Here is a 20133-nt window from a genome sequence, read left to right as displayed (position 1 = left end):
AAGACAAACTGTGAGGGAAAAACCATCCAGGGGTAGCTCAAGTCGCCCAGCTCAGTGCCAGCCCTGCCCAATTCGCGCTTGAAAGCCATTTCAGGCTTGGGCAAGGTGTCCGCCAGGGTTAGACTTCGAGTAACACAAGCCTCACACGCTTGGAAGCCACCACCTATGACGCAGCGCACCCATTCATTACTCTCACTCTGGCTGTTGACCTTTCTGGTTGGTTTCTACGTGATGGTGCGCTTGATGTCGGGCGTGAACGAGTTACGCAGTTGGTCAACGGGTATGGCGCTCGAAGATACCCAGCCGATTGTCCGATCGGTCGAACCCAACAGCGCGGCCCAACTGGCCGGGATTGAACCAGGAGACGAGCTTTTTCAACCTGACGGCCGACCTCTCGCGTCGTTTGGCGACTATGCGCGCCTGCGGCGCGCGGCTGAACAGACACACGTCCTTCCGCTGGTGGTCAAAAAGCCGGATGGCAATTTCTATCGCATCGAGGTCAAGCTCCTGCCGCCGTCAACCAGTTGGCTGTCTCTGGAGGTATTCTTTGTCGTCGAGACGGCGCTGATTGTTTTGCTGTGCGCCGGCGTCGGGCTGGCGGTCTGCTGGCTTCGCTGGGAAGACACGACCGCCCGGCTCGGTGGACTCTTTTTCATCAGCCTGATTACGCTGTTTGGCAGCACCCAATCGCTCCTGCTCAGCCCGTGGCTGACCACCCCGGCGGGATTCCTCCAAACACTTGGGAGCAGCGCCGTCGGCTACTTTTGCCTTTGTTTTTTTCTGGAATTCCCTAACCCAACCCGCTTCACGAAGCAGGTGCGCGTTCTAAAGCAGGTCTATGGGTTGGCGGCCCTCCTACTCGGCTTGTTGAGCTTGGCCGGCTTTGCGGCACGCCTGGTGTCGTTTGAAGCGGTCCAGTGGTTTCGGGAGCTTCCGCTCGTCAATCCGCTGCTTTCGGCGCGCCTCGTTTTGCTGTGGTTCGGACTGGCCGCGCCCTTCTTTGGCTACCTTGACCGGAGCCGCACCCAAACACCGGAGCAGGCACGGCGTTTGAAAGTCTTCACGCTCGGTTCAGCCTTTGGGGTTATCCCGGTTCTGCTGCTGCTGCTAGCAGTCAGTTTCTTCAAGCTGGACTCAGAGGAATATCCGTGGCTCTATGTCTTGCCAATCGCGCTCTTTCCGCTTTTTCCCCTCTCGTTTGCCTATGTCGTCGTCAAGCATCGGGTGCTCGGCATCCAGCAAATTCTGCGGAGCGGCTTGCGCTACCTGTTCATTTCGCGCGGGGTCATCGTGCTCGAGTGCATCGTATTTTACTTCGTGGCACGGTACGTGATTTTTCCCCTCGTTTTGGGGAGCTATGGCGTGGCGGGCGTCAAACCTACGTTCTTGGCGCTTGGCGCTTGGATGCTGGGAACCGGCGGGTTGCTGTTTGGCGTAGCAGCCTACATCAATCCACGACTTCAGGAGGCAATTGACCGGCGGTTTTTCCGTGAGGCCTACAAGGCGCAGCAGGTTCTCAGCGATCTGGCCACCTCCGTCCGGCAGGCGACCAACATTGACGAGATGCTGCGGCGTGTGGCGACCACGGTGGATTCCGCGCTTCATGTCAAAACCATTGGCTTTTTGCTGCACCCCACCTTGCTCAGTGCCCCATCGGCGGAGACCGTCATCAACGGGGCGGCGCCGATGCTCAGGGGCTTTGCCTGTCGCTTTGGGCCAAACACATCCGGGGTCATCGAGTCTGAACTCTCGTTCCCAACGACATCGCCGCTCCTGGCCAAGCTACGCCGCGAGCCAGAGCCATTTGACCTCGACCCGGAATCAACTGACGGGATTCCATACGGGAAGCACCCAACCATTCGGCGGCTTGACTCCAACCTTCTCGTGCCATTGGTATCCGGCGACAACCTGCTTGGTGTTTTCAGCCTGGGGCCAAAACTCTCCGGCGAACCCTACACGGGCGAAGACAAGTCACTTCTGATGGCGGTGGCCGAGTCTGTCGCGCTGCGCCTTGACAACGCCCAACTTGTGCGGCGTCTCACCGCCGAAGCCACCCTCCGCCGCGAGATGGAAATTGCCCGTGACATGCAGCAGCAGTTGTTGCCCGCCGCGCCACCAGCCATGTCAGGGCTTGACGTGATTGGTGTTTCACTTCCGGCCAGCGACGTGGGTGGGGACTACTTCGATTTCTTCGTCCTTGGTCCACGCCGCTTGGCAGTGGCTATTGGCGACGTCACTGGTCACGGGGTTTCATCTGGGTTACTCATGGCCCTGGCCAAAGGGGGACTGCAAAATCAAGTTCGCAATGACGCGCATCCATCGTCCGTGATGACGGCGATGAACCAACTGATCGCGGCGTCAGGCAGCAAACGCGATCTGATGACATTGACCTACGCCGTCATTGACGCGGATGCCCAGTCGATCGAGTTGGCCAATGCCGGACATCCCTTTGCCTACCACTATCAGTCCGCGACGGGCAGGGTGGTTGCTATCGAATACAGCGCCTACCCGCTTGGGGTGCGGACGAATGGACATTACCCCACTCAGCAACTGACGTATCAAGCCGGCGACACAGTCGTATTTTATACGGATGGACTGGTCGAAGCGCGCAATCATCAGAACGAAGCGTTTGGGTTTGAGCGGCTTGAGGCACTGATCGCCCAGCACGGAGCACTGCCGGCGGCCGAGTTGCGGGCAACGCTCCTCGCGGCGTTACGGGCTTTTTTAGGGGAAGCCGCCGCCGAAGATGATGTGACCTTGGTCATCATTCACTTTGGATAGGTTGCCACTTGGCTGACCCGGCGCGCCGCCGGGTGGCCACAACATTCAGGCTGACAGAACACTTGGCTGAGTAGAAAGTCTTCAGTAGTCCGTTGCTTCATCGGTCAAGCTGTCCTAGACTCAGCCGGGGCAAGTCAGCATCAAAGACAGCGGATGCAAACGCGCTCCGCGCCTTGGCGACACAACCACTAGACTGCCTGTAACCGTAAGGTTCCGTAAGGCTTGTAAAGCAGCGCCGACAGGTGGGGAAACGGCTCTTGGACCGTGAGTAACTATGGAACTTTTTAAGAATGTCCGCCGCCAAGTTGCCAGTCAGCTTGATCAGATGAAGTTGGCTCGTGAGATCGAGCAGCTTTCAAATCTCATTCGTGACAACCCAAGCAATGTTGATGCCCTCAAGCGGCTGGCTGAAGCTTACCAAGAGAGTGGAAACTTGGAAGCTGCCATTAGCCATTTCATGCGCCTTGCCGACGTATATCGCAGCAGCAAGCAATACGAATTGGCCCTGGTGTTTTACCGCAAGGTAGAACGCATGGTTGAATCGTCCCAGCGTGCGACCATCCTCAAGCACATCGTCAACATTTACTTTGAGACCCGGCAGTTTGACCGGGCTTATGAGTATTGTCGCCAAGTCATCGGACTCTACCTTGGCGAACAGCAGTCTGAAGCCGCGATGGGCTTCCTCAAAATGCTGCCTGGCTTTGGGGAAAAGGACGCTGATTATCGCAAAGAGCTGCGTGAAATGATCCAAGAGCGCAGCGAAAAGTGGATGCAGGGGGCAAAGGCGACCTGGGTCACGGAAGAAAACAGCGGGCGCACGCAAAAGGACCAGGAAGACTTCTCTGACCGGCTGGTGGTGCTCGTGGACGATGAGCCACACGTTTTGATGATCCTGGAGAAAATCATCAAGCCGCTTGGCTGCCAAATCATGACCGCCAACAACGGGTTGGAGGCGCTGGCTATCATCCGCCAACACACCCCGGCACTCATCATCTCTGACCTGATGATGCCCAAGATGGACGGCAGCCAGCTCTTTGCCGCGCTTCAGGATGAACCAAGCTTGGCCAAGATTCCATTTGTTTGCCTCTCGTCGCGGGCGCAGGAAGACGAAAAGGTGTCCGCCCTCGAACTGGGGGTCGAGGACTACTGGGCCAAGCCATTCAGCGTCAAGGAAATCCCGCTCAAGGTCAAACGCATTCTCAAACGGCAGCCCACCCTGGCGCGTGTTGGCGGACAACTGTCGCACACCAGCGTTACGGACCTCCTCAACCAAATGGAGCGTGAGCGCAAGGAAGGTGTCGTCAAAATCGTCACGCCAAACCAAGAAGTTGGCACGATTTACTTCAAGGATGGGGCAGCCGTGGATGCCGAAAGCGGCTCTTTCACCGGACTGGCTGCCATCATTCACATGGTACAGTGGTCGGATGGCAGCTACGCCTTCACGCAGCAACCGGTCACACGCTCAAACGTCATCAACATGCGGGCCTCCGAACTGATTTTGGAAGCCTTGCACCGCTACGATGAAGAACAAAGTCTGCTGGCTACCCTACCGCCGCGAGAGAGTTTGGCCGTGCTACCGGCAAGTTTTGACGTGTCTTGGTTTGCCGGTTTCCCAATGGAGAAAGTACGGCGGTTGATGACGCTTCTGGATGGGAGGCATACAGTTGGGCAGTGTATCGAACAGACGCACCACGATATTGACTTGATACGAATGCTCTCGGTTATCTGGTCGCCGAGCGCCCGTGAGTCATCGCCGCCAGCCGCGCCTCCACCACTTGCGCCGACGGTGGAGCCGCCAATGACGACTCCGCCGCCAAGTGGACTCCCCACCTCACCATCGCTTCCGTCCTACCCCATGCCATCCGTTGCGGCACCACCCGTGGGAGCGCCAACCTATCCACCCAGTCAGCCATACTACGGTGGAGGGAGTCATCAACTGCCGCCCAATCAACCGCTCGCGCCACAAGCTCCTTACGCGCCAGCGGTCCAGCCACCTTATTACCCACCCGCGCCTCCTTATCCGGCAGCCTATCCGGCCCAGAATGCGCCACCAGCTTACCCGCCAGCCGGACAGGGGGGATATGCGCCGCCGACTTATCCGCCCGCCGGGCATGGACAGGCCGGATACGCGCCACCACCATCCACCTATGCGCCGCAAAATTACGCCCCCCCCTACGCGCCACCGGCCCCAGTAGGCTCAAGTGGAATGCTGACAGCGCAGCCGCTCGCCGGGGCGCCACCGGTTCAGGGAGGAGAGTACCGCGTCACCTTTGCCGATCCAGCCGCCGAGCAAGCTCTTGCCAAGCAGCTCTATGAAGCAGTCGTAGCCGCCAAGCGACAGTGTGGTGAATCACTTCAGGATTTTACCTTTGCCCGCTTTCATCAAATCCTGTGTGACCAGTCGGCCAAGATCAAAAGCCAGTTGAAATGTACGCATATCTCATTTTCAGTCTCTGTTGAAAACGGGCGGGTCAAATTTGTTGCCAAGGGACTTTGACACAGTGTTCTGCCTGTAAGCTTTTTTTGTACGATGAGCCGTCGAATTCTCATTGCCGATGACCACATTCCAACCCGGCGCGACTTACAAGCGTTTTTCCAACAGCAAGGGTTTGAGGTCGTGGCGGTTGGCAACGGGGACCTTGCGGCACGCCGGGCTGGAGAGATGCGTCCAGACTTGGTTGTTCTCGACGTGCTCATGCCGGGCAAAACTGGCTATGAAGCCTGCCGACACATCAAGCAGGTGCTCAAACTAGAACTGCCAATCCTGATGATTCATCACGAGGGGGAACCGTTTGACCGGACGGAGGCCACGCGGGTTGGCGCGGATGAAACGTTGATCAAGCCGATTGACCCCTTCGCGCTGCTTGAAACCGTCAATGCGCTCTGGCGCAAATACGGGCAAACCCCGATTGGGTTTGAGTCTGGCGATTTTTCACAAGAAGTTCAGGAAGAAGACCTCGAAGCCGCCTTTGGCAACGGGCAGGCGATGGGGTTCCCCACAACAAGCAGCGATTCACTCGAACCACGACCGCCAGAGGATGAGCAGCAAGAACCAGAGGATGAACAGCAAGAAGTAGTGGTGAGCAGCCTTGCGCCACCAGACACCGCCCACACTGGGCCGACGTCATCGGTTGCCACTCCTTTAGTACCGGAAGTACCTGACTTGGCTCTGCCAGATGCGTCCAGCCAACCGGTTGCGGCTGAGGGTCCGACAACTGCCGAGCTGCCTGATCCATACTCGGTTGTCGCCAGTGGCGACTATGCCGACTACTTTACCAGCGAGTCATCGAGTCCGCCTTCCCCAGTGGAGCGTGCTGTTTCAAACGATAGGTCAGTTTCAAACGATAGTTCAGAGGAGCGCTCGGCGGCCTCTCTGGGAGCAATCGTTTCGCCGGAAACAGTCATAGACCAAGCGCTTCCCTTTACAGACCCGTACCCTTCGACCAACTTTTTCGCGCCGATCCCAACACAAACGACTGCGGACGTCAACTTCAGCGTCCCAGAGCACATCACCGCCGAACTTCCCCCACCTGACCCGGCGGCCGGACTCAGTATCCGGTTCGACACCGGCAACGCAGCCGTTCACATTGGCGGACTCTATGAAGTGACCGAGGTCGAGCTACCTGAGAGCAACACGCAGGAAATCCTTCTCCCTTCGGATGCACCGACTCCAGTTTCAGAAACGCTTGACGAGGCGGATGTCTCAAGCGACGGACTTGCCACCGAGGAAGTCGAGCTTCTTCAAAAGACTGGCACGGACATTCTGACGTCAGCCGTCATCGTTGCCGTCGCTCCCACAACCGAGCCGCCCGTCCTGACAGTACCCACGCTTAACTGCCCACACTGCGGTGGCAACGTACTTGAAAGCGACATTCTTTGCCCGCACTGTGGCGAAATGTTGTGAGCGCCACGTTCAAAGCACCCACCGCCAGGCCCCGTGCCGGCCAAGCAACCTACTACACCTGCTTCCAGTTGGTCGGGACGGGCAGCCCAGTCCAAACCAGTCTTGGCTTTGAAGGGAGCAACCCAAGCCGGACTGAATACCGCGCGCGTCCGTCTTGGCATCGTCTGTCCAACTTGCGCGTGTCGGACCTACTCGAACAGGCTATCCACAAAGGTTTCAGGTGAAAACACGGTCAGGTCATCCAATTGTTCACCTGTGCCGATATAGCGAATCGGAAGACCTAGCTCGCGGGCAATGGCAACGACAATCCCGCCCTTGGCCGTGCCATCCAGTTTGGTCAAAACCAAGCCTGTTACCGGCACTGACTTGGCAAACTGCCGAGCCTGTTCAAGTCCGTTTTGCCCAGTAGCCGCGTCCAGGACAAGCAACACCTCGTGCGGCGCTTGTGGAACTTCGCGCCGGGCAATGCGTGACATCTTCTCCAGCTCGTTCATCAGGTTGACCTTGTTGTGGAGCCGCCCGGCCGTATCCACGATCACCACATCGGCGTCCCGCGATTTGGCCGCTTGCATGGCGTCATACACGACGGCCGCCGGATCGGTTCCCGGTTTTTGCTGAATGACCGGAATGCCGACACGGTTTGCCCAAACCGTCAATTGGTCAGCCGCTGCTGCGCGAAAGGTATCCGCCGCGCAAACGATGACCTCGTTTCCCTCGCGCTTGATGAGGTTGGCCAGCTTGGCAATGGTTGTCGTTTTTCCAACGCCATTGACGCCGACGACCATCATGACGTACGGACGAATGTCTGACGACAGGTCTTGCTCTGAACGAACGGCGCGGCCCGATACTGATTTGACCGGAGACCGTAGTAGCGCCAAGAGCTCTTGCCGCAAAACGCGCTTGAGTTCGTCAGTGTCATTGAGAAGCTTGCGATCCACTTGCGCGCGAATTTTTTCCACTAGGTCGAGCGTCGTTCGGACGCCAATATCCGCCCCAATCAAAATCTCTTCGAGTTCATCCAAAACCTCTGGGCTGATGACCTTCTTGCCGCGCACCAGGGTATCGAGCCGCCCCACCAAGTTTTGGCGAGTCCGGCGAACCGCGTTTTTCATTCGCAGTAGAAATGTTTCACGGGGCGCATCGGCTGGTGCCGCTGGGGGCGCAACCACCGGCGCGCCAACCGGCGTGGAAGCCACATCGGCCGCTGGCGGACTATCGCTGCCCGCCCGTCCAAACCACCGTGACAGCAAACCACGGCGCGCTTGCTCCGGTGGCGCATCACCAAGTGGCGGCGCAACGGCCGCAGGCAGGCTGCTTGGTGACGCCACAGCGTCCGTTGCCGGCGGAGAGGCAACCGGCGGTGGATTCCAACTCACGTCGGCCGGTTCAGCCACCTGAGCAACGGCCGGCGACGCAACGGCCGGCCGTTCGTCGGCTGGTGGCGGCGCACCCGGCAACTGCACCGATGGAACTGGCTCGCTGCCGAACAGCGTAGTCAGCCCAGCCCGCTCGGCAGGGGTCTCGTCTTTCTTGCGTCTCCAAAACAACATAGCGATCCTTTAGCGCTCCACAACCTTGGAGGCGACGTTTGCGGCCTGGCGACTTTGCCGGTGCGTGTCACTAGTCCACTCCTGGCGTTTCGCGCTTCGGCGCATTTCGCTGGGGTGGCTTGGGTGGCTCATCCGTCACGAAGGATGGCTTCTTGACGGTCGGCTTTGGCGTTGGACGGGACGGCTCGCTACTTTCCGGTGGATCGCGCCGCTGGGCACGCTTTGCGGACTGCGCTTCATCAACTGCCGTCTGGCCGCTCGTTTCTTCAATCATGGTGCGCTCACGGCGCGGCTTTCCGGGTTCTTCATCCCGCGGCGGGGAGGCTTCTCGACCAGATGCGGCCTGTTTGGCCGATGAGGTTCCCGTGTCTTCCATCAACGTCGCCACACCACTTTCAAGTTCTTTGCGTTCTTGTCGGTCACGTTCGGCCTGGAGCTTTTCAAGGTCAGCGTCTGGCGTCGGAGCTTTGTCAAACGTCTCGAGCGGCTTTCCTTGGAGATACAGCTTCATAAACTCGATCCACATGGGCAGCGCTGCTTCCCCGCCGGTTTCTCCGCGCCCTAACGTGCGCTTTTCGCCAGGATAGCCAATCCAGGCCCCGCAGGTGAGCGATGGCGTGTACCCAATGAACCAGGCATCCGTCCAATCATTGACCGTGCCGGTTTTGCCGGCAAGTTGGCGCTTGTTGAGATCGCCTTGGGAAACTCCTCGCACTTTTGAAGCCGTGCCGCCGTCAATCACGCCACGCATCATGTCCACCATCTGAGCCGCAACATAGGATGAAATAACCCGCGACTCGCGTTCCGTTTCATCTCGGTCAAAGTCGAAAATGGTTCTTCCGTCGTAGTCAAGAATCCGCCGGATGAGATGTGGCTTGGCGCGTTTCCCTTGATTGGGAAAAACCGAATAGGCCGAAACCATCTCAATCAACGGCACTTCAGTCGCCCCAAGCGCCGACGGCAAATAGGGGGCCATGGGGTTGGTGATGCCAAACCGCCGGACGACTTCCGCGCCGCGGCGAATTCCCACACTCGCCAGCAATCGGACGGCCGGGATATTCCGAGATTTGGCAAGCGCCGTCCGTAGTGGAATCGAGCCGGTAAACCCGCCATCGTAGTTGCGCGGCGACCAGTTCCCAGACTGAAAAGGTGTATCCGATATCAGATCGTCAGGCGTCCATCCGTTTTCGATGGCAGCAGTGTAAATGAATGGCTTGAAGCAGGACCCAGTTTGCCGATTGGCCTGCGTGGCGTTATTGAACTTTGATTGCGAAAAATCGTAGCCACCCACCATCGCCTTGATCTCGCCAGTTTGGGCGTTGAGACAAAGCATGGCTCCAGCCACCGCCGGGAGTGAGCGCAGTTCGACTTGAAGCGTGCCGTCGCTGGCAGCCGGTTCAGCCGATGCTTTGCCTGACTCGCGCTTGCCTTTGCGAGCCGTAGCCGGCGGCGCGTCAGGGACTGGCGTTGCCGGGGCAAAGGCATGTTGGCGCGGCGCGCCGCTTTTGATGAGAAACATTGGCAGGTCACCCTCACGCAGTGGGCGATCAGGGGGAAACGCCACGGTTGCGCGGTACTTCCCAAATGAAACCTCAGCCGTCCGTCCGGTGACGCGCGTCACCAGCCCGTGCACATACATCCCATTGAATGGCTCATAGGCCCACTCCGGGTGGCGATAGGCAGTGAGGTCTTTGCCCTTGAGTTCTTCCAAAACGTTTGGCACAGGGGCGTCGCGCCGCGCCCCCCCGTGGCGCTCTTCGTAGCGATGCAGTCCCCACCGGACAGCGTTGACGGCTTGAATCTGGGCCGGCGCATCAATGGTCGTTATGACCTGAAGACCGCCGGTGTGGGTGCCACGGGTGCCGAACCGACTCTCCAGTTCACGCCGGACTTCCTCGACGACGTAGGCAAAGGGGCCACTCGTGTTGAGTTCACGCGCCGATGCCACATTGAGCTTGATTTCGGTGGCTTTGGCCGCCTCCGCCTCGGCTTCCGTAATGTAGCCAGCTTCGAGCATGTTCAGAATCACCAGATTCCGCCGGCGCTTGGCTTCTTGTGGCCTCAAGATGGGCGAGTAACCAGACGGGGCCTTAGGAATCGCCGCCAGTAGTGCAAATTCTTCTAATGAGCAATCCTTGACTGACTTCCCAAAGTAATACTGCGCGCCGGCTTCGACCCCATACGCGCCGCCGCCCAAGTTGATCTGGTTGCAGTACAACTCCATGATTTGTTCTTTGCTGTATTGTCGCTCGATCTGAAGCGCTAGGATGGCTTCCCGAATCTTGCGCTCGAATGTCTTCTCGGGCGACAAAAACAGAATTTTGGTCAACTGCTGGGTTAGCGTTGAGCCGCCTTCAACCGTGCGTCCGGCAAGGAAGTTTTTCCAGGTCGCCCGCGCCAGGCCCAGTGGGTCCACCCCCCAGTGGTGCTCAAACCGCACGTCCTCAATCGCCATGATGGCCTGCCGCATCCGCAGCGGGATTTCCTCATAGGAAAGCGGCACACGCCGTTCGAGCGCGAATTCGCCAATCACGGTGCGCCCATCGTCAGCATAAACGCGCGTCACCACACTGGGTTGAAAGTCGGCGAGCGCCCCGACTTGCCGTTGATCGTCGGTCGAGGCAAACCACTCCAAGAACAAGAACATGGCCAGCGAACCGGCGGCAGCCGAAACCAGCAACGCCAATGGAAGCGTCAACCATCGCCCCCATCGAAATGGCGCTGGTATCACGACATCAACCGGCGGGTCATTGGGCTGAGACAACTTCAAAACGTTTGACATAAGGCGGGATTAGCTCGTGAAGTCAAAGGTTACGCGCATCGGTTGGATTATTCGTTAGCCTGCCCGGTTGCGCAATCTGGACTGGGCGCGCCCTTCTAAAAAAATCAACTATGCGTGACCACCACAGGCGAAGGCGTGTGGGAGTCGAACCCACCCATCCGCATTTCCATGCGGACGCACCGGATTTGAAGTCCGTGACGGCCACCCGACCGCATGCGCCTCCCGCAGCACAAAGACAGTTTTTTTAGATAATGTCTAGAGTTTGACAGCGGCAATCCCACGTTCAGTTCCCATGACGACCAAGCCATTAGAGATATGGAGCGCCGAAAAGACGCGCTCCGTGTCAAGCCGCCACCGAGCCACGACCCGCCCATCTGAGCTATTGACGATTGTGATCTCGCGGTCGTCAAGCGCGGCCACGGCAAACGTGGCATCCGTCAGCCAAGTTGGTTGGCGCGTCAGGCGGCCAGCCATCTGTTGTCGCCAGCGTAGCTCGCCGGTCTGCCCATCGAGGGCATAGAGGAAGTTATCATACGAGGCCACCAATACCCAGTTTGAATAGACAAGCGGTGGCGCCGTAATCGCCCCGCCGGTTCGGCGGCGCCACTGAATTCGACCGGTGGTTCGCTGGATGGCAACGACCTCGCCTCGCTCCGTGCCACAGTAAACCCACTTATCGTCGCCGGTCGCCGGCCCCGGACGCGCGCCCAGGAAGCAGCGCCACTGCCGGCTGCCATCCACCGCCCGCAGCGACCACAGTTCACCAGACGGCGTACTCACCACTACCAAGTCACGGTCGCAGGCCAGCGCCTCGGTGAAATCCCCGTCAACCTGCCACGTTATCGAAAAGGTATCCGGGTCAAGCGCCACGATGGCCTTTTCACCAAGCCGCGCGTAGAGCCGCGCTCCATCGCTAACCAGATTTGATGTAATCGGGGACGAGAGGGTGATTTCACGTTGTACCACGCCCGTTTCCAGATCGAGCCAGCGGACGATGCCCATCGCGCCCACGCCATCCGCCGCCGGACGCGAGGCGCAAGCCACCAGGCGGTTGCCAAGCCGGTAGAGGTTGGCGGTCAGCGCCACGCCCGGCGATGTCTCCCAGAGCCGCGCGCCGTCTTGGCGCGCCAGCGCGATGACCTTTCCACTACGCAGTGGAACGTAAACCGCCCGTTCCGTCACAAGGGGTTCCTGGCGTGCCCCATCTGCCTCCAGGTAGAGCCACACCGTGGACAGTGGCTGAAGTGGGACGGTTGCCCTTCCATTCAAAATGGTTGTCAGCCGTGGGCGCTGTTGGGCGTGGACCAAGGCGCTCCCCACAACCAGTAGAAGTGCCGCACAGCACAGCCAACGCCAAGCCCGGTGAGAATGCATCATCGGTCGAAAGCTCCATGACGACCGCTGCCATCGGCAAAGCGACGCGCACCGGCCTGGGTTTCTCCAGACGCCAGAACCGTCATCCCCCGTTGGAACTCATTGCGCAGGGCTTGGTCCCAATCAAGCTCGCACTGTTCGTAAACCGATAGCCGGTCACTCCGCAAGCACGCCTGGGGAAAGGCTGCTAGGGCATCGGCCAGCGCAAGGGCCGTCTCAAGCGCCTGACCCGCTGGGCAGAGGCGGTTGATGAGTCCGATGGACAAGGCTTCTTCCGCGCCAACCGGGCGGCCGGTCAAAATGAGATCAAGGGCGCGCCCAAAGCCAATGACCCGCGGGAGGCGCACTGTGCCACCATCAATCAACGGGACGCCAAAACGCCGACAGAAAACGCCCAAAACGGCCGTGGTCGAAGCAATGCGCAGGTCGCACCACAAAGCAAGCTCCAGCCCACCGGCGACGGCATAACCCTCAATCGCGGCAATCACCGGCTTGGTCAGTCGCCGCCGCGTCGGTCCCATGGGGGCCACACCGGTTGCCTGGACCTTCACCCGCGCCCCGGCTGCCACGGCCTTGAGGTCAGCCCCGGCGCAAAAGTGACCACCGGCTCCGGTAAGGACGGCCACCGAACAGGCATCGTCCTGCTCATAGCGGGTAAAGGCGGCATCCAGCGCCGCCGCCGTGGGGTCGTCAACGGCATTGCGAACCTCTGGGCGCTGAAGCGTCACAATTGCCGTCGTCCCCTGAACTTCATAGGTCACGATGTCCATGGCTGACAGGGCCTACGAAACTTTCCGTAACGCGGATGGCAGGGCCGCGGCTGGCAGTGGAACGACACGCCAGGGTGTCACCGATGCGCTGGGCTTCGCGGGCGCGACGGGTTGACGGCGGGAACGGACTTCCAGCCACTCCGCGACCAAACGCCAGGTGCGACCAGCGCGTGACCCAATCAGCATCCCTAAATGGCCGCCTTTGACAAAGCGCACCGCGACGTCTTTTGTCGTCAACGTCTTGGTGATGGCCGTCACGGCTTCTGGCGGCACCAGCCGATCTTCCCGACTGGCAATGATCAGCGATGCGGCCCGAATTCTCCCGTAGTCAACCCGGCGTCGTCCGATGGTGAACCGTCCCGCCGCCAATTCGTTGCCCAGGACAACGTTGTGCCATAGCTGCTTGAAGGCCGCTTCGGTCAAGTTGACATACTCCAGATGCCGCCCGCCATCCGGGCGTGGAGAAGCAATGAAATCCGGATCACTTAGCCCACGCCAAAATGTCTTCGGGCTACGCAAAACAACGTCTGGGTGTAAAAGATGAAACGAGGCGTTGCAAACGGCAGCCGGGATGTAGCCATAATGCGCGGCGAGCGCTTCAAGCGGCTGGCGTGAAACTCCGGCCAAAACGCGGTGCAAGAGCATGGCCGAAAAGTCGGTTGGCGTGCCAATCGTGACAATGTTGCGGATGCCGGACTGGGGGTGGAGTGCGGCGTAGCAGTTGGCAAAAATGCCCCCTAAGCAGTACCCGACCAGCGACAACTCGTCCGTCCCGGTGACGCGCTTGACCATTCGCACCCCGGTGTGGACGCGGTGCTCGATGTAACGCCCCAGCGACAGACGGCGGTCACGGGCTTGTGGTTTACCGTAATCGAGCAGGAAAACATCGTAGCCCTGCTCGACCAAGTGGCGCACTAGGCTGCGCCTTGGGTGTAAATCGAAAACATCCGCCGTGACCATCAGCGGTGGCACTAGCAACACCGGCAACCGCCGGCGTAAGCGGCGGCGGGGCGCGTAGCGTCGAAGCTTGAGCGTTGGCGCATCAAGCAAAAGCTCGTAGTGGAGCGGCCGCGCCGCACCTGACCGGCGTCGCCTGCCTGCCTCGTTTTCGGCAACGTAGCCGTCTTCGTCAAGCGGCCCAGTTGGTTCACCAAACAAGGTCCTGAACAAGCGTTCGGCAATGAGCAGCGACATAGGATAATCAAAAGCAACCTTCAAAATTCACCCTTGCAGTCATGCTCTACTTAAACCAGACCAGTGCCAAATCAGCAACTCCATCTGTTATTGATCCATCTTCAGCGCAGCCGCGGCTTTCACCTGAGGCTGTTCACCTATGGTGGCTGACGTTGCAGCCGCTGGGTGAAAGCACGTCGGTGTCGGGTGCATTGCACGGCAGCTCGGTTCTGAGTCTGGATGAGCGCCGGCGGGCAGAACGCTTGCGCTGTCCACGACGGGCGCGCCGTTTCAGTCTCGGACGCGCCCATTTGCGCCACATCCTCGCGCACTACCTTGAGCAAGCACCTGACGCCATTCGATTTGCTTATACAACCAACGGCAAACCCTATTTGCCAGATGCCCCCCAACTTTTTTTCAGCTTGGCGCACGCGGATGACGTGGGACTCCTTGCCATCGCTCACGGTCGCCGCGTTGGGGTTGACGTCGAACTTCCCGGCTGTGCTGAACGGTGGCTGGCGGTTGCCCGCCGGTGTCTGCCTAAAGCCGAATACCGCCGCCTCTGGAGGCTGCCGGAACTGGAACGTCCGCTGGCCATGCGCCGCTGCTGGACGCGCCAGGAAGCCTGGCTCAAGGCAAGCGGCGAGGCGGCGCTGCGCCGACTGCTTCAGATGGATATGCCTTTGGAAATACCTTGCGCCGCCACGGCCCCCCGGTTCACGATACACGACACCCAGGGACGCACTTGGCTCATGCAGGATGTTTCACGGGGGCCAGCATGCGCGACACTGGTCGTCGAGTGGCAACCAGATGAACCAATCGCTGTGTTGGCGTTCGGTCAGTCCTGACCTGTCCGCCAGCCGGAGCGGTCGGAAGCCGACCGAGAAGCGAGCACCACATGAACCCGCTCTACACGCGCCTCATCAACCTCATCGTTTCGCGGCTGGTTGTCATCTCCATCCTGCTCTCACTCGCCGTCGCCATGGCGCGCTCGGAAAACTCCTGGGCCAACGCCGACATCAACCCGCAACCGCTGGTCTGGTTGGCGGTTGTGGTTGGATTGCTTTCGGTGTTCTATTTCACTTGGCTGCGGATGTCCACGCTCTATCTCGTGCAGGGTTATGTCCAACTGCTCGGGGATGTCATTGCCGTGACGTGGCTCACCTACCAGATGCGCGATTCAGCCTTCCCGCTGGCGCCGCTCTATCTCGTGATCGTCTTCGTTGCGGCCATGATTTTGCCGCGCATCGGCACGATTGCGATTGGGATTACGTGCGCCCTGGCCTACGTCGGACTCATCATGGCCTTCAAGGTTGGGTTGCTGGTTGGGGGATACGCCATTGTCGAGCAAAACGAACGCTACTTGCAAAACAACCCTCTGCTTTATGTGGTTGCCATTCTGGCGCTGACCGTTCTTGGCGGACAACTCGCCGAACGGCTGCGGCGAAGCGACGCGGAACTTGAAGCCGCCGCCCGGGACCTGGCCCAACTGCGGGCATTCAACGAGCGCATTGTCGAAAGTGTCAAAAGCGGACTGGTTACGATTGACCTGAGCGGCAGAATCGTTACCTTCAACCGCGCGGCTGAGGAAATTACCGGCTACCGCATGAAGGTCGTGCGAAACAAGCACCTGCGAGACATCTTTGGTGAACTTGACTGTAACTTTGAGCCTGAGCGATTACCAGTTACGCCTCAAAAAGACGAGTTTCGCAGATTTGAAGCTGACTGCCAGGCGGCTGATGGGCGAACCCTGCGATTGGGGTTTGCGATGTCGCCGCTCACCAGCGAGTCAGATGACATCACTGGTTATGTTCTTTCTTTCCAAGACCTGACTGAAATTATCAAGCTTGAGGAAGAAATCCGTCGCCAAGATCGCCTGGCCGCGCTTGGAAAAATGGCGGCCGGCATCGCGCATGAAATCCGTAACCCACTTGCCGCCATGCGTGGCTCGATTCAGATGCTCCAGTCTGAGCTACGTCTCGATGACGAGCAGGCCAGGCTCATGCGCATCATTCTCCGTGAATCCGACCGCCTCAACCGCACCATTGAAGACTTTCTCAAGTACGCCCGCCCCCGATCGTTGCAACCGGTCGCCGTCAACCTTGAACGGCTCATCGGTGATACACTTTCCCTGCTCCAGCATAGCTCTGAGACACGAACCGATCACGAAATCACACTTCAGTCTCCGCCAGACTTGCCGGCGATTGTGGCAGACAGCGATCAGCTCAAGCAGGTGATCTGGAATCTGGCGCGCAACGCCATTCAAGCCATGCCCCACGGCGGGAAGCTCAGTGTCACACTCCGACCACTTGCCGACCAGATTGAAATCCGCCTGACGGATACGGGAACCGGCTTTCCAAAAGATAACCTGGAGCGCCCATTCGAGCCGTTCAACTCCAATCGCGAGGGCGGCACCGGGCTAGGCATGGCGATTGTTTACCAAATTGTCTCAGACCATGGCGGACGCATTAGCATTCATAACCGCACGGATGGGACTACCGGAGCGGAAGTTATCGTGACGCTTCCACAGACAACTGGTTCCCCACTACTACAAAACGATATCCTAGCCGATTCGCGGCGGCAGCTAAAACGAACGCCGTCTGGCGTTCCGGCACTCTCGTTTTCTTCATCAGCCATGGCGTCAAAACCGGCCAGTGACACAAAATCTAGTGAACAATCCTAGGCAATGACCATTTCAACGGAGCTGCTGGGTCACAGTTTACTCCGTTGCGGGAGAAAGTTGATTATCGGTTGAAGATTTAGCCATGTGCAGCAGGCCTAGCCCGTTCAGGAGTGAGGCAATGCCGACATAACCATAGCCAATGATAAAAATGGAGAGGAATGGCAGCACACCCCACATCTCGCTATTGACGGCGTAGATAATTGCAAACAGAAAATAGACGGCCATCCCAATTTCAAGCAATGGAAGCCAACCCATAGCACGGCGGTATTTTTTCTTTTGCCATTTTTCTTCTTTCTTATTGTCTTCAATAGCATATTTTGGAGTTCTGATAAAATCACTTTTAATGCCAAATAATGCTTCCAAAACGGCTTTGGCATTGCTGATTGAAATACCAACACCTATTGACATTGCTAGATAGATCATCAGCAGGTTTTTCCATTTTCTTCCGTATAATTCCTTGAGGGATATAAAATAATATGATGTAACCGAAAAGGTTGAAAGAAGCAAAAAGGGCACATCAAGCAGCATGAGATGAAAAAGCCCTTGGTTATATCGAATTATTAGAATTGGCAGATGGAGCAAATGGAATAAAATCATCAATGGATAAATGAGATTACCAGATAAGTGAAAAAAGGTTTCGATTTTGGCATGAAGTGGTAAGTCAAGGTTTCTCAAGCGCGGCAGAATTTTCAGCGCGACTTGCGTGTAACCCTTTGCCCAGCGCCGTTGCTGCACTTTGAAAGCGTTGATATCAACTGGGAGTTCTGCCGGTACGTCTTCGTCCAAAACATAAACAAACTTCCAACCCAAAAGCTGGGCGCGATAGCTCAAATCTGTGTCTTCGGCTAGCGTATCAGCCTGCCACCCACCCGACCAGGTGATGGCTTCGCGTCGCCACATCCCAGCCGTGCCATTGAAGTTGAAAAACCCGCCACTTCGATGACGCGCCGTGTGTTCAATGACAAAATGACCATCGAGCATGACACTCTGAACGCGCGTCAGGAGGTTATAATCCGCATTGAGATGACTCCACCTAAACTGGACGACGCCTACCCGTGGCTCAGTGAAGTAGTGAATCATCTTGCGAATGCAATCTGGCTTCGGCTGAAAGTCAGCATCAAAAATTAGGATGAATTGTCCTTTAGCAACGTTGAGTCCCGCTTGCAACGCGCCTGCCTTGAAACCAGCGCGATCCGTTCGATGTAAATAAACGATGTCAAAACCCTGGGCAGCATAACGCTCCACGGCAGCCCTGGCGATGGACTGGGTTTCATCCGTGGAATCGTCTAGTACCTGAATCTCAAGTTTAGCTTTTGGATAATCAAGCGCGACACAAGATGCCAGCAGGCGCTCAACCACGTACATTTCATTGAAAAGTGGCAGTTGAACCGTTACAGGTGGCAGATCATCTTCACTGAAGTAGGCTTTAGGCTCAGGCCTAAATTGGTGATACTTCAAGAACAAGTATGTGATTCTTAGGCGATAAGCTCCGTAGACTGCAAGAATAAAAAGTAAGCCAAAATAGAGTAAAAACACTATCCAGTCAAATGTGTCAAGCGTATAAATATAACTAATGTTATTTGTGTTAGTAAATTTCTCAAGTCCTGGTATCATGTTAGCTTCATCCGTGTAGATACTTGGAGACAATATAAGATTTTACCGGTCTGTCATGATATAGGTTTTATTTTATGTTATAGTTCTTGATTTTGCTATTTAATGTCGTAGGGTTCAGATTGAGCAGCTTGGCAGCTCGGCTCTGATGATTATGCGTAAAATCAAGCGCTCGCTGGATAAGCTCTATCTCAAACTGTGCAACGACGTCATAGAAACGTATTCCCTGAGAAATATCAAGTTGTGAGGAGAGCAAGTTTCCTGAAAATGCAGATGGCGTACTTTTTGCCGTTGGATTTAATATTTCATCGCGCAAACATTCCATGGTTAGACGGTCGGTGCGTGAAATGACAACTGCCCGTTCAATAATATTCTCAAGCTCACGCACATTGCCTGGAAATGGATAAGCTTCAAGCAGCGCCAGCACCTCTGGATCAATATCCTCTGACATCTGGCGTTGATTTTCAGCATTGTACTTGCGAATAAAATGTCTGGTTAGCGGAAGAATGTCCTGTGGACGCTCACGCAGGGGAGGTAACTTGATGGTAATAACATTGAGGCGATAAAAAAGGTCTTCTCGAAACTTGCCATCTAAAACAGCTTGCTTTAGATCAAGATTCGTAGCCGCTACGATTCGCGCATCCACCCGACGCGGGGAGGTATCACCAAGGGGAATAAACTCTCGTTCTTGGATGACACGCAGCAATTTACTTTGTGTTTCAAATGAGATATTGCCGATTTCATCCAGAAAGAGCGTCCCGCCATCGGCAATTTCAAATAAACCTTTTTTAGCCGCAAAGGCTCCTGTAAAAGCACCTCGCACGTGACCAAACAGTTCACTTTCGAGGAGTTCGGTTGGAATATTTCCACAGTTGACCGCGACAAACTGGCCATGTTTTGCCCGTGGACTTGCAAAGTGAACAGCACGAGCAATGAGTTCCTTCCCAGTTCCAGATTCACCCTGGATGAGGACAGTCGTTCGCGCAGGTGCAACCTGCTCGACCAATGCCAGAATATCCTGCATGACGGCACTTCGGGCAACGATTCCATGCTTGTCGGCGCTTTGTTGCAAAACTCGTTTGAGTTGAGCATGTTCTTCGTCTTTGCGCCGCCGCCGAATGCCAGCCTCTACGACGCGCAAGATGTCTTCATTTTCAAAAGGCTTACGGATGCAGTTGAATGCCCCGCGCTGCCAGGCGCTCACCGCTGTTTCAAAGGTAGCGTAAGCGGTGATCATCACCACAATCGCGTCGGGATCCTGTTCAAGCAAAGCGTCGAGCGTGGCAATGCCTCCCATGCCCGGCATGGAGACATCCAGTAGGACGACGTCGAACACTTGCTCCCGATAGAGTTCTAGCCCTTCCTCCCCCGTTTGGGCCAGCTTGACGCTATAACCTGCGCCAGAGAGGAGTGTCTCCAGCACATCACGCATGATTTCTTCGTCATCAACGACGAGCAGTGAACCTTTCCTTGGCATGTCTAACTCTGCATATCTACGCTAAGGC

Annotated in this window: 12 protein-coding genes and 1 tRNA gene; 5 read left to right on the top strand and 8 right to left on the bottom strand. The window is 57.2% G+C overall.

Annotated elements, in window-relative coordinates:
- Positions 1-165 precede the first annotated feature (165 nt).
- The 3 genes from J8C06_RS04580 (at position 166) to J8C06_RS04570 (ending at position 6685) form a co-directional block, all read left to right on the top strand.
- Complete coding sequence (locus tag J8C06_RS04580) at positions 166-2781, top strand: SpoIIE family protein phosphatase (protein WP_211429603.1); 2616 nt, start codon at positions 166-168, stop codon at positions 2779-2781.
- A gap of 274 nt (positions 2782-3055) precedes the next feature.
- Entirely contained in the window at positions 3056-5278 is a 2223-nt protein-coding gene (locus J8C06_RS04575) for a response regulator (RefSeq protein ID WP_211429602.1), read from the top strand.
- Positions 5279-5311: 33 nt separating this feature from the next.
- A complete protein-coding gene (locus J8C06_RS04570) occupies positions 5312-6685 on the top strand; it encodes a response regulator (RefSeq protein ID WP_211429601.1) in 1374 nt (457 codons plus the stop codon).
- A gap of 188 nt (positions 6686-6873) precedes the next feature.
- On the opposite strand, the gene ftsY is transcribed toward J8C06_RS04570, so the two are convergent.
- The 6 genes from ftsY to J8C06_RS04540 all read right to left on the bottom strand — a co-directional run bounded on the left by ftsY (position 6874) and on the right by J8C06_RS04540 (position 14355).
- Positions 6874-8235 carry a signal recognition particle-docking protein FtsY gene (gene ftsY / locus J8C06_RS04565; protein ID WP_246602087.1) on the bottom strand — a complete coding sequence of 454 codons (1362 nt, stop codon included), beginning with the start codon at positions 8233-8235 and terminating at the stop codon, positions 6874-6876.
- A 70-nt stretch (positions 8236-8305) separates the two neighbouring features.
- The gene (locus J8C06_RS04560) at positions 8306-11017 is read right to left on the bottom strand and encodes a penicillin-binding protein 1A (RefSeq protein WP_211429600.1); all 2712 of its coding nucleotides are present in this window, start codon (positions 11015-11017) and stop codon (positions 8306-8308) included.
- Between the two features lie 128 nt (positions 11018-11145).
- A tRNA-Sec gene (locus J8C06_RS04555) sits at positions 11146-11240 on the bottom strand.
- A gap of 32 nt (positions 11241-11272) precedes the next feature.
- Complete coding sequence (locus J8C06_RS04550) at positions 11273-12394, bottom strand: outer membrane protein assembly factor BamB family protein (RefSeq protein ID WP_211429599.1); 1122 nt, start codon at positions 12392-12394, stop codon at positions 11273-11275.
- The gene (locus J8C06_RS04545; RefSeq protein ID WP_211429598.1) at positions 12391-13161 is read right to left on the bottom strand and encodes a crotonase/enoyl-CoA hydratase family protein; all 771 of its coding nucleotides are present in this window, start codon (positions 13159-13161) and stop codon (positions 12391-12393) included. The genes J8C06_RS04550 and J8C06_RS04545 overlap by 4 nt, the downstream gene beginning before the upstream one ends.
- Positions 13162-13173: 12 nt before the next feature.
- Positions 13174-14355, bottom strand: coding sequence for an alpha/beta fold hydrolase (locus tag J8C06_RS04540; RefSeq protein ID WP_211429597.1), 1182 nt, complete (start codon positions 14353-14355; stop codon positions 13174-13176).
- A 41-nt stretch (positions 14356-14396) separates the two neighbouring features.
- Here J8C06_RS04540 and J8C06_RS04535 point away from each other — a divergent pair, with 41 nt between their 5' ends.
- Together J8C06_RS04535 and J8C06_RS04530 are read left to right on the top strand one after the other, a co-directional pair.
- Positions 14397-15182 (top strand): 4'-phosphopantetheinyl transferase family protein, encoded by a 786-nt coding sequence (locus J8C06_RS04535; RefSeq protein WP_211429596.1) that lies wholly within the window; start codon positions 14397-14399, stop codon positions 15180-15182.
- 50 nt (positions 15183-15232) lie between these two features.
- Positions 15233-17017 carry a two-component system sensor histidine kinase NtrB gene (locus J8C06_RS04530; RefSeq protein ID WP_211429595.1) on the top strand — a complete coding sequence of 595 codons (1785 nt, stop codon included), beginning with the start codon at positions 15233-15235 and terminating at the stop codon, positions 17015-17017.
- A gap of 36 nt (positions 17018-17053) precedes the next feature.
- On the opposite strand, the gene J8C06_RS04525 is transcribed toward J8C06_RS04530, so the two are convergent.
- The gene (locus J8C06_RS04525; protein ID WP_211429594.1) at positions 17054-18631 is read right to left on the bottom strand and encodes a cellulose synthase family protein; all 1578 of its coding nucleotides are present in this window, start codon (positions 18629-18631) and stop codon (positions 17054-17056) included.
- A gap of 67 nt (positions 18632-18698) precedes the next feature.
- Positions 18699-20105 carry a sigma-54-dependent transcriptional regulator gene (locus J8C06_RS04520; RefSeq protein WP_211429593.1) on the bottom strand — a complete coding sequence of 469 codons (1407 nt, stop codon included), beginning with the start codon at positions 20103-20105 and terminating at the stop codon, positions 18699-18701.
- Positions 20106-20133: the final 28 nt, after the last annotated feature.

This window comes from Chloracidobacterium validum (assembly GCF_018304825.1).
GTDB lineage: Bacteria > Acidobacteriota > Blastocatellia > Chloracidobacteriales > Chloracidobacteriaceae > Chloracidobacterium > Chloracidobacterium validum.
The sequence above is the reverse complement of the archived record's forward strand: the minus strand, read 5'-3'. Positions and strand labels throughout refer to the sequence as shown.